Source organism: Mycobacterium sp. E136, from assembly GCF_001666865.1.
In the GTDB taxonomy this organism is placed as follows: Bacteria; Actinomycetota; Actinomycetes; order Mycobacteriales; family Mycobacteriaceae; genus Mycobacterium.
In genome coordinates this window covers 1-9920 of record NZ_LZJE01000256.1, presented here as the reverse complement: position 1 = coordinate 9920, position 9920 = coordinate 1, and the positions used below count along the sequence as shown (strand labels likewise).

Here is a 9920-nt window from a genome sequence, read left to right as displayed (position 1 = left end):
CAGGGCGAGATCGTCGGTTTTTGGAAGCAGATCGTCAACAAGTCCGACGGCACCCAGGACGAGATCTACGGCATCGGGGGCAGCTGGTTCCGACTGACCGCCCAAGGGCAGGACGGGGCTCTGAAGATCGAGTGGCAGCGGGACTTCTTCGACTTCGGCCATGTGGCCAAGGGGTACGCGAAGCTCATCGAGTCCGGCGACCTGTCACCGGGGATGCAAAAGCGCATCGAGCGCTCACTGGCCGGGGAGAAGCTGCCCGGCTACTACCCCCTCGGCCAGGCACCGGCGTCGATCTGGTGACCCGGCCAAGCAGTTGATTGGGGGTGGGTGTGACCTACCTAACTACTGCCTCTAGTCTGAGGTCACCGGTACTAGCGGAAGGCACGTTGTGATGAAGACAAAAGGTGCTCTCATCTGGGAGTTCAACCAGCCCTGGTCGATCGAGGAGATCGAGATCGGCGACCCCGTCAAGGACGAGGTCAAGATTCAGATGGAAGCGTCGGGGATGTGCCACTCCGACCACCATCTGGTGACCGGCGGCATCCCGATGGGCGGTTTCCCGGTGCTGGGCGGACACGAGGGCGCGGGCATCGTGACCGAGGTCGGTCCGGGCGTCGAGGATCTCAAGCCCGGTGATCACGTCGTGTTGTCGTTCATTCCGTCGTGCGGCAGCTGTCCGTCGTGTCAGGCCGGAATGCGCAACCTCTGCGACCTGGGTGCCGGTCTTCTCGGCGGCACCGCCGTCTCCGACGGCACACACCGCATTCATGCCAAGGGACAGCCCGTCTTTCCGATGACGCTGCTCGGCACGTTCTCCCCGTACATGGTCGTGCACCGCAGCTCGGTCGTGAAGATCGACGAATCGATCCCGTTCGAGGTGGCCTGCCTGGTCGGCTGTGGTGTCACGACGGGTTACGGCTCCGCGGTGCGCAGCGGTGACATCCGGCCCGGCGAGGACGTCGCGATCGTCGGCGTGGGTGGTGTCGGCATGGGCGCACTGCAAGGTGCCGTCGCCGCGGGCGCACGCCGCATCTTCGCGATCGATCCAGTGGAGTGGAAGCGCGACCAAGCGCTGAAATTCGGTGCGACGCATGCGTATCCGGACTGGGAGTCGGCGATGGCCGGAATCGCCGAGGTCACCTGGGGCCTGATGGCCCACAAGGTCATCGTCACGGTCGGCGAGCTGCACGGCAAGGACGTCGACAACTACCTCAACCTCACCGCCAAGGGCGGCACCTGTGTGCTGACCGCGATCGGCAGCCTGCTCGACACCGAGGTGAACCTCAACCTGGCGATGCTGACCCTGATGCAGAAGCGCATACAGGGCACCATCTTCGGTGGCGGCAACCCGCACTACGACATCCCGCAGCTGCTGTCGATGTACAAGGCGGGCAAGCTGAACCTCGACGACATGATCACGCGCCAGTACAAGCTGGAGCAGATCAACGAGGGCTACCAGGACATGCTCGAGGGCCGCAACATCCGTGGCGTCATCCGCTACACCGACGACGACCGATAAGCGCGTGTCTGCCGAAACCGTGGAGAAGACACCGGCATTGGCCGCCTCCCACAATTCGTGGAAATGCGTGCATTCCCACGACAAGGAGGGCTGGCTGGGTCTGATGGCCGACGATGTCGTAATCGAGGATCCGATCGGGCAGTCGTTCACCAACCCGGATGGCACGGGAATCCGCGGAAAGGAGGCGGTGTCCGGTTTCTATGACGCCAACATCGCCTCCAATGACCTGCGGATCACCTGCGAGGAGACGTTTCCGTCCAGTTCGCCGCACGAAGTGGCTCATATCCTGGTGCTGCGCAGCAGGTTCGACAACGGGATGACCAGCACGGTGCGCGGAGTGTTCACCTACAAGGTCAACGATGCCGGGCTGCTCACGAACCTGCGCGGCTACTGGAACATGGACATGATGGAGTTCGGCCAGGCGGGCGGCCATCCGACGGATGGCAAGTAGCCCGTCCTCCCCCTACCCTTCGGGCGGGCGGTACCCCCAGCAGGGGCGGGGCGCGGTCGTCGTCGGCGGTTCGCGAGGTGTCGGGCTGGCGGTTGCGGAACTGCTTGCCGCCCATGGGGCGGGGGTCGTCGTCAACGGCCGTGATCCCGAGGTCGTAGCACAAGCGGCGCAACGTATTCCGAATGCCCGCGGGGTGGCCGGCTCGCCCGCCGATCCCGATGTAGCGGACTCACTCATCGACACGTGTGTTGAGGAGTTCGGGCGGATCGACATCCTGATCAACTGCGCGGGCGTCGCCGAGCCTGCCGGATCGTCGATTCTCACAGTCAGTTCGAGTGAGTTCCGCGAGTTGCTCGATGCGCATCTCACCACGACGTTCGAGACGTGTCGGGCGGCGGCACCGAGGATGGTCGCTCAAGGCGGCGGTGCGATCGTGAACACGAGTTCGTTCGCATTCCTGGGTGACTACGGCGGAACCGGCTATCCGGCGGGCAAGGGTGGCGTGAACGGCCTGACACTCGCGATTGCCGCCGAACTGAAGGAGCACCGGGTGCGCGCGAACGTCGTGTGCCCCGGCGCCAGGACGAGGATCTCGACCGGACCGGACTACGAAGCACAGATCGCAGATCTACACCGTCGCGGCCTGCTCGACGAGACCAGCATGCGCGGCGCCCTCGATGCTCCGCCGCCGGAGTACGTCGCGCCGACATACGCCTATCTGGCAAGCGACCTGGCCGCCGACGTGACGGGCCAGATCTTGATCGCCGCCGGCGGCTTCGTCGGACGCTTCGACAGGCCGACGCCGACGATCCTCGCCTACCGTGACCACAACGACAGTCCGCCGTGGTCGGTCACCGAGATCCACGAGCACATTCGCTGACAAGCGCCATACCGCGGTTTCGTGGTCCACGCCCCGGTCGGCGTAAGCGGTCGGGCTCCTGCCATGCTTGAGGTCATGGCGAGCGTCTTCACCAAGATCATCAACGGCGAGCTTCCCGGCCGATTCGTCTACGAAGACGACGAGATCGTCGCGTTCCTGACCATCGCGCCAATCACCCAGGGCCACACGCTCGTTGTGCCCCGCTCCGAAATCGACAACTGGCAGGACGTCGACTCCGCGGCCTTCGGCAAGGTCATGCAGGTGGCTCAGCTCATCGGCAAGGCTGTGGTCAAGGCGTTTCCTGCCGAACGCGCCGGTGTCATCATCGCCGGCCTGGAAGTGCCGCACCTGCATGTGCACGTCTTCCCGACCAGCGACCTCGCCGACTTCGGATTCGCCAACGCCGATCCCAACCCGTCGCCGGAATCGCTCGACGAGGCCCAGGCCAAGATCAAGGCCGCGCTGGCTCAGCTGACCTGAGCCGTCACCTCGGCAATCCGCGGCAGGCTGACCGTGAACGTGCAGCCGCGTCCAGGAGCGGTCGCGACGTCGACCGTTCCGCCGTGGGCGAGAACCAGCGAATCGACGATCGACAAACCCAACCCGGTGCCGCCGCTGGCCCGCGTCCGCGACGAATCCGCGCGATAGAACCGCTCGAAAACCCGTTGCGCATCGTCGGACGTCATCCCCGGCCCTTCATCGCAGACCTCCAGCACCGCACGGTCGCGCAGGGTCCCCACCCGCACTGTGACACCGGCGTCTTCGGGGGTGTGCTGCAGGGCGTTCGCCATGAGGTTGCCCAGCACCTGACGCAACCGGGCCTCATCGCCGAGCACCTCCGGAGTGCCCGGCCCCTCGAGCACCTCCATCGTGATCGTCCGCTTGGGCGCGATGGACTGGGCGTCGTGCACGGCGTCGGTGGCCAACGTCAGCAGATCGACGCGCCGGCGTTCGAGGGGACGCTGAGCGTCGAGGCGCGCGAGCAGCAGCAGATCCTCGACGAGCAGCCCCATCCGACTGGACTCGCTTTCGATGCGGCTCATCAGCATCTCGATATCGCGGGCCGCGCCCTGCCGGTACAGCTCGGCGAAGCCTCGGATCGTGGTCAGCGGGGTGCGCAACTCGTGGCTGGCGTCGGTGATGAACCGCCGCATCCGCTCCTCTGAACGGCGGGCCTGCTCGGCCGACGCCTCCGACGCCGCCATCGCCGTCTGGATCTGGGAGAGCATGCCGTTGAGCGCCAACGACAGTCGGCCCACCTCCGTTCGCGGATCACGCTGCGGCACACGCCGATCGAAATCCCCCGCCGCGATCGCCGCCGCCGTCCGCTCGACCTCGACCAGCGGCCGCAGGCTGCGATGCACCACCGCATAGCCGGCCACGCCGAGCACCAGCAGTACCGCCAAACCGATTCCCACCTGCGCGTACATCAGCTCGCGCACCGTGGTCTGCACGTCGGAGAAGTCGATGGCCACAGTAACGACACCCTCGGGACTGCGCACCGTCATCGCGCGCCACTGCACACCCGACCCGTCGAGTGAGCCGACGGTTACCGGTTCCGGGCCGACGTCGTTGTCCGGCGGCAGCGCCGGCTCAGCGTCGCGGTCGTTGACCGCGATCCAGATATGCCCGTCGGCGCCGACGCCGCGGACGTAGAAGTTCGTGGGCGGCCGGGCGGGGTTCGGGCTCTCCAACGCGTCGCTGGAACCCCGGCGCGGCGCCTGGGCCCACCCCCGCGATGCGTCGAGCAACTCCTGGTCGACGCGATTGCTCAAGGTGTGGCGCAGGATCGTGGTGACCGCCACTCCGGACGCCAGCAGGCCGCACGCCACCAGCAAGAGGGTCGCCGCCACCAGGCCCACCCTCAGCGGCACGCGCCCGATCATCTATCCATTGTCGGCGTTCTTCGTCACCGCGGCTCGCGAAGCACGTACCCCACGCCGCGCAGCGTGTGCAGTAAGCGCTTCTCGCCCGTGTCGATCTTGCGTCGCAGGTAGGAGACGTATGACTCGACGACGTTGACGTCGCCGCCGAAGTCGTAGCGCCAGACGTGGTCGAGGATCTTGGGCTTCGACAGCACCGTCCCGGCATTGATGATGAAGTACCGCAGCAGCGTGAACTCCGTCGGCGACAACGACACCGGCTCCCCGTCCTTCCACACTTCGTGCGTGTCTTCGTCCAGTTCGATGTCGGCGAAGGTCAGCCGGGAATTGCGGGGCTCCTCGACGCCGCGCCCCGAGCGGCGCAGGATCACCCGCAGGCGGGCCACCACTTCCTCGAGGCTGAACGGTTTGGTCACATAGTCGTCGCCGCCGAGCGTGAGGCCGGCGATCTTGTCTTGGAGAGAGTCGCGCGCGGTCAGGAACAACGCCGGCGCGTCGATACCGTCGGCGCGCAGCCGGCGCAGCAGGCCGAAGCCGTCCATGCCGGGCATCATCACGTCGAGGATGACGGCGTCCGGGCGTACTTCGCGCGCCCTGTCCAGCGCGGCGGGTCCGTTGGAGGCGGTGTAGACCTCGAACCCCTGAAACTTCAGGCTGACGGACAGGAGCTCGACGATGTTGGCCTCGTCGTCCACGACGAGGACCTTGGCCTCCGGTGTGTTCTCGGGTAATGCAGGCATGGCCACTCCATCACTGTCCGCCTCTTCACTGGCGAGGTTCCTGCGAGCAGGCTGTGTACTTCCTGTGAGTTCTTGATCTTGCGCCGTCCATAGACTGAGGTGATGAACTTCGGCAAAGCGCTGACCGATATCGCGACCGCGCCTGCGAAAGCCGCCCTGGCGGTCGCCGACGCGGGGCTCGCCATGGCGACGGGCGCGGTGAGCATGGCGCAGCGCACGCTCGGCGAGACCACGGATGGGAGCGCCGGCCCGGCGTCGTTTGCGACCATGCTCGGCCTCAACGACGCCGTCGAGCGCGCGAACCGGTTGGCCCGGCTGATGGACGACGACGCCCCGCTGGGCCGGGCGCTCGCACCCAACGGCCCGCTCGACCGGCTGCTGCGTCCAGGTGGCCTGGTCGATCAGCTGACCACCGAGGGTGGCCTGCTGGACCGGATGACCGCCGAGAACGGCGCCGTCGCCCGGGCCGTCGCGCCGGGCGGGCTGGTGGACCAGCTGATGGCGGAGGGCGGCCTCGCGGATCGGATGACCACCGACGACGGTGCCTTGTCGCGCGTGATCGCACCGGGCGGGCTCGCCGATCAGCTTCTGGCCAACGACGGTCTGGTGGAACGGGTGCTGCGCGAGGACGGCGTGGCGGACCGCCTGCTCGCCGAGGGTGGACTCTTGGACACCCTGACCGATCCGGACGGACCGCTGCTGAAGCTGGCCGACGTCGCGGACACGCTGAACCGGCTGGCTCCGGGGCTCGAAGCGCTCGCGCCGACGATCGACGCGCTGCACGACGCGGTCGTGACATTGAGCCAGGTCGTCAACCCGCTCAGCAATATCGCCGACCGGATCCCGCTGCCCGGTCGCAGGCCGCGCGCCCGGTCGTCGTCACGGACGGTGACGTCTCAACGCATCATCGACGTCGAGGAGTGAGCTCAGGCGTCGGCTTCGATGGTCTGAATCGCCTCTGACACGCTCTCGGGTGTCGGCGGCTGGTCCTCGGGCTGCCACCGCTGCAGCAACAGCACCGTCGCACCGCGCAGCATCCGGACATAGTCGTCGACGTCGCTTTTCTTGTAGGACTCGATGCGCGACGCGATGTCGGGCACCAGCGGCTTGATGGCGGTGGCGATGCTAAGGCCGAGGCCACCTTCGGTGCTCGCGCTCTCGTCGAGCAGCGTCAGCAGCCGTTCCACACGCGGGCGCGGCAGCCCCGGATATACATCGGAGAAGTCGCTGAGCAGATCGTCCTTGACAGTCACGGGCAGCGGAGTTCCCCGAACCGACGACCCGATAAACTCGAGGCCCGCAGGCCTCCTTCAGTAAGACGACCCGTTGGCGTAGCGCTTTCGCCGGTAAAACCGACCGTTGCCTCGATTCTTCGCTTTATAGGTCGGGAGTTGACTGTCGCAGTTCGGACACACCAGCCGCAGATTCTCACGATGATTGTTCGTCGCATCGCCATCTATGTGGTCGATGATTAACGCGAGGCTTGAACCATTCCACTGAGAATCTATGCCACAGATGGCGCAACATTCGCCCTGTTGCTCGAGGAGGTACTCCCGAACATAGTTGCCCTGGTAAGAAATCCGGCCACAGGTACCGGCCTCAAGCCAAGATTCTAGAAGTAACCGACGCCGATGAGCCTGCTGACATGAATTGGAGCAGAACACTTTCTGGCTACGACCTGTCAATTCACAGCCGCAGCCCGGACACGTCCTCGCCATAACGCGACCGTAAACAGGAGGGCGGACAAGTGAAGAGCCGCGTGAGAGACTCGAACTCTCGACATTCGCTTTACAAGAGCGATGCTCTACCATCTGAGCTAACGCGGCCGGCTCGCTAGAACCCTGGTCATTCTACGGCGTGATGTTGTCTGGAAATGCACGGTACGGCTGTCGTGGGCGTTCAGGCTGCTGAGCGGGGCAGTTGAGCATCTCAACAGCCTCACCCTCGCTGCCCGCGCTATCGCCGTACACGGCCAGCCGGTATTCGCCCAAGAAGTCCCAGGCCAGCCGCGTCGTCGATACGATGAGACAACCTGGAACGAGGTTGTCATGTCCGATTCGACCGCCGATTATCCGCTCGAATTCACCCGAACTCAGGCGCCCACCGGCGGCGCCGGTGTAAGCGAGACTCGCACCAATACATACGAGGCGTCCTTCGCCGTGGGCAGTCCGTCAAGCCGCCTCACGCAGATTCAGGTCGGTCAGCAACTCGACGACTTCGATCTCCTGCTCGAACTGGGCAGCGGTGCATTCGCGAGAGTCTTTCTCGCCCGGCAACGATCGATGCAACGGCTGGTGGCGGTCAAAATCTCGGCGAACGAGGGCCATGAGCCGCAGACCCTGGCCCAGTTGGATCACGACTACATCGTCCGGGTTTTCGACCAGCGCATCCTGCGTGAACAGAACTGGCGGCTGTTGTATATGCAATACCTGCCCGGCGGGACGCTGCTCGAGGTCGTCAAGACGATTCATCGCGGAACAGAGCCGCCGGACACCGGTCAGACGCTGCTCGACGCGGTCGACAACGCACTGGAGGCGCGAGGGGGAATCCGCCCGACGGAGTCATCTACCCGCACCGAGCTCGCCGCGCTCCCCTGGCCCGACACCGTCGCGTGGATCGGGAAACGGCTCGCTCAGGCGTTGGACTATGCGAATTCACGGGGCGTGCTTCACCGCGATATCAAGCTGGCGAACGTCCTCCTCGCGTCCGACGGCACGCCAAAACTCGCGGACTTCAACATCAGCTTCGCCCGAAATGTCACGGGCGCAAGCCCCTTCGAATATTTCGGCGGCTCACTTTCGTACATGTCCCCAGAGCAACTCATCGCCTGTCAGCCCGGCCATACCCTCGATATGGCGGCCCTCGACGCCCGTAGCGACATCTACTCTCTCGCCGTCGTGTTGTGGGAGCTATTGACCGGCCAAAAGCCGTTTGATGACTCCGCGGCACACGCTGCTCGTGGGAACTCCGCTGGACCCATCGGCGATACCACCGCGCTCGAGCTGATGCTGACCACACGCGTGCATGGGGTCCAGCCTGCGGCGATCGCAGCTCTGCCTGCGAACTGTCCTTCCGCTTTGCAGAGAGTTCTGATGAAGGCATTGAGCGCCGACCGTGATCAGCGTTGGGCGTCGGGCGCCGAAGTCGCCGAGCAGCTCCAACTCTGTCTTGATCCGCAAGCTCGTGAGCTGGTCGATCCGCCTGCCCGAAGCTGGCGGCTGCGACTACGACCGTTCTTTGTGCCAATCGCCTTCCTGGCCATCATGATTCCCAACCTGTTGGCCAGCGCGTACAACATCCAGCACAACCAACTGCTCATCGTCAGCCAGCTTTCCGAGCAGGCGCAGGGCCGGTTCATGTTGGTCACCACGGTTGTCAACGTGGTGTTCTTCCCGCTCGGCGCTGCCGTGCTGCTCTACTGGTATCGCTACATCATCCTGGTCCCACGCCGCCTGCGGCAGGGGCTGGCGCCGCCCGCAGAAACCTTGGCCCGCGCACGCCACGACTGTCTTGTCGCAGGCGATCGGGCAGTGTTCATCGTGTTCGGTCTGTGGTTGCTGTCAGGTCTGACATTCCCGTTGACCATGCAGTTTGCCGCGGGCGGGATACCTGGTAGGTCTGCGATTCACTTCTTCGGGTCCCTCACGATGTGTGGCGCTATCGCGATCGCGTACCCGTTCTTTCTGTTCACCTTCTACATCGTGCGCAGCGTTTATCCGGAGCTGGTCGCACACGGACAGACGAATCCGCGGGAAGGCGAACAGCTAAGAGCACTCAACCGCCGACTACCCCGCTATCTGGCGGTTGCGGCATCTGTACCGTTGTTCGGCGTCGTCGCCGTGACCTTCCTGACTCCTGCCGAGATCGCGAAGGTCATAGTGGCGATCCGCGTTTTGTGCGTCGGGGGAATCGCCGGTTTCGTGCTCGCATATTGGCTGTCAAGGCAGATCGAATCGGACATCCGAGCACTCGAGAGAGTGATACGCAAGCGAGCACCACATTAGCCTGCGCCTCAGCTCGCGGCGGCAAGGACCGATTCCTTGACCTGACTTCGCAAGGCCTCCAACGCTTTCGCGAGCAGCCGCGAGACATGCATCTGAAAACAGCCGATCTGCGCGGCGATCTGGCTCTGCGTCATGTCCTCGAAGAAGCGCAACGTCAGCACCTCACGCTGTTTGTCGGGCAGGGCGGCGATCAGCGGCCGCACGGTCTCGACGTCGAGCACCTTCTCGTAACCGGCGTCGTCGCTGCCGAATCCATCCCCGATGGATGCCGAATCGTCGTCACGCATCGCCGGGATATCGGTCGACAACGTCGAATAGTTGGAGCCGGCGATAGCCGCCTGCACCACCTGCTCGCGGTCGACACCGAGGTGCTCGGCGATCTCGGTCGCGGTCGGCGCGCGGTTCAGACCCTGCGCCAGCGTGGCGGTCGCCTTGTTGACCCT

Annotated in this window: 11 protein-coding genes, 1 tRNA gene and 1 pseudogene; 7 read left to right on the top strand and 6 right to left on the bottom strand. The window is 64.9% G+C overall.

The window, feature by feature from the left end; genetic code table 11:
• The 5 genes and pseudogenes from A5698_RS17125 to A5698_RS17105 form a co-directional block, all read left to right on the top strand.
• Window positions 1–300, top strand: a pseudogene (locus tag A5698_RS17125) (nuclear transport factor 2 family protein); the annotation flags it as partial.
• A 91-nt stretch (window positions 301–391) separates the two neighbouring features.
• Complete coding sequence (locus tag A5698_RS17120; RefSeq protein ID WP_068299300.1) at window positions 392–1519, top strand: NDMA-dependent alcohol dehydrogenase; 1128 nt, start codon at window positions 392–394, stop codon at window positions 1517–1519.
• Window positions 1520–1523: 4 nt separating this feature from the next.
• A complete protein-coding gene (locus tag A5698_RS17115; protein ID WP_067288185.1) occupies window positions 1524–1970 on the top strand; it encodes a nuclear transport factor 2 family protein in 447 nt (148 codons plus the stop codon).
• On the top strand, window positions 1960–2850 hold the full coding sequence (locus tag A5698_RS17110; protein ID WP_084792489.1) for an SDR family NAD(P)-dependent oxidoreductase: 891 nt from the start codon (window positions 1960–1962) through the stop codon (window positions 2848–2850). The genes A5698_RS17115 and A5698_RS17110 overlap by 11 nt, the downstream gene beginning before the upstream one ends.
• A gap of 75 nt (window positions 2851–2925) precedes the next feature.
• A complete protein-coding gene (locus A5698_RS17105) occupies window positions 2926–3330 on the top strand; it encodes an HIT family protein (protein ID WP_068299303.1) in 405 nt (134 codons plus the stop codon).
• Here the strand turns inward: A5698_RS17105 and A5698_RS17100 are convergent.
• Both A5698_RS17100 and A5698_RS17095 read right to left on the bottom strand, forming a co-directional pair.
• Window positions 3318–4736 carry a sensor histidine kinase gene (locus A5698_RS17100; RefSeq protein ID WP_068299297.1) on the bottom strand — a complete coding sequence of 473 codons (1419 nt, stop codon included), beginning with the start codon at window positions 4734–4736 and terminating at the stop codon, window positions 3318–3320. The two genes, A5698_RS17105 and A5698_RS17100, sit on opposite strands and share 13 nt — an antisense overlap.
• A gap of 23 nt (window positions 4737–4759) precedes the next feature.
• Entirely contained in the window at window positions 4760–5473 is a 714-nt protein-coding gene (locus tag A5698_RS17095) for a response regulator transcription factor (RefSeq protein ID WP_197506809.1), read from the bottom strand.
• Between the two features lie 102 nt (window positions 5474–5575).
• Between A5698_RS17095 and A5698_RS17090 the strand changes: the two genes are divergently transcribed.
• Window positions 5576–6397: a hypothetical protein gene (locus A5698_RS17090; RefSeq protein WP_068299292.1), complete on the top strand. Its 822-nt coding sequence runs from the start codon at window positions 5576–5578 to the stop codon at window positions 6395–6397.
• A gap of 2 nt (window positions 6398–6399) precedes the next feature.
• On the opposite strand, the gene A5698_RS17085 is transcribed toward A5698_RS17090, so the two are convergent.
• The 3 genes from A5698_RS17085 to A5698_RS17080 all read right to left on the bottom strand — a co-directional run bounded on the left by A5698_RS17085 (window position 6400) and on the right by A5698_RS17080 (window position 7299).
• Window positions 6400–6726 carry a hypothetical protein gene (locus tag A5698_RS17085; protein WP_068299289.1) on the bottom strand — a complete coding sequence of 109 codons (327 nt, stop codon included), beginning with the start codon at window positions 6724–6726 and terminating at the stop codon, window positions 6400–6402.
• Between the two features lie 57 nt (window positions 6727–6783).
• Window positions 6784–7191: an HNH endonuclease signature motif containing protein gene (locus A5698_RS28060; protein ID WP_084792488.1), complete on the bottom strand. Its 408-nt coding sequence runs from the start codon at window positions 7189–7191 to the stop codon at window positions 6784–6786.
• A gap of 35 nt (window positions 7192–7226) precedes the next feature.
• A tRNA-Thr gene (locus tag A5698_RS17080) sits at window positions 7227–7299 on the bottom strand.
• A 222-nt stretch (window positions 7300–7521) separates the two neighbouring features.
• On the opposite strand from A5698_RS17080, the gene A5698_RS17075 reads away from it, so the two are divergent.
• A complete protein-coding gene (locus A5698_RS17075; protein WP_068299286.1) occupies window positions 7522–9477 on the top strand; it encodes a serine/threonine-protein kinase in 1956 nt (651 codons plus the stop codon).
• An 8-nt stretch (window positions 9478–9485) separates the two neighbouring features.
• On the opposite strand, the gene A5698_RS17070 is transcribed toward A5698_RS17075, so the two are convergent.
• Window positions 9486–9920 (bottom strand): sigma-70 family RNA polymerase sigma factor (locus A5698_RS17070; RefSeq protein ID WP_156670792.1); only part of this gene is annotated, 435 nt, incomplete at its 5' end.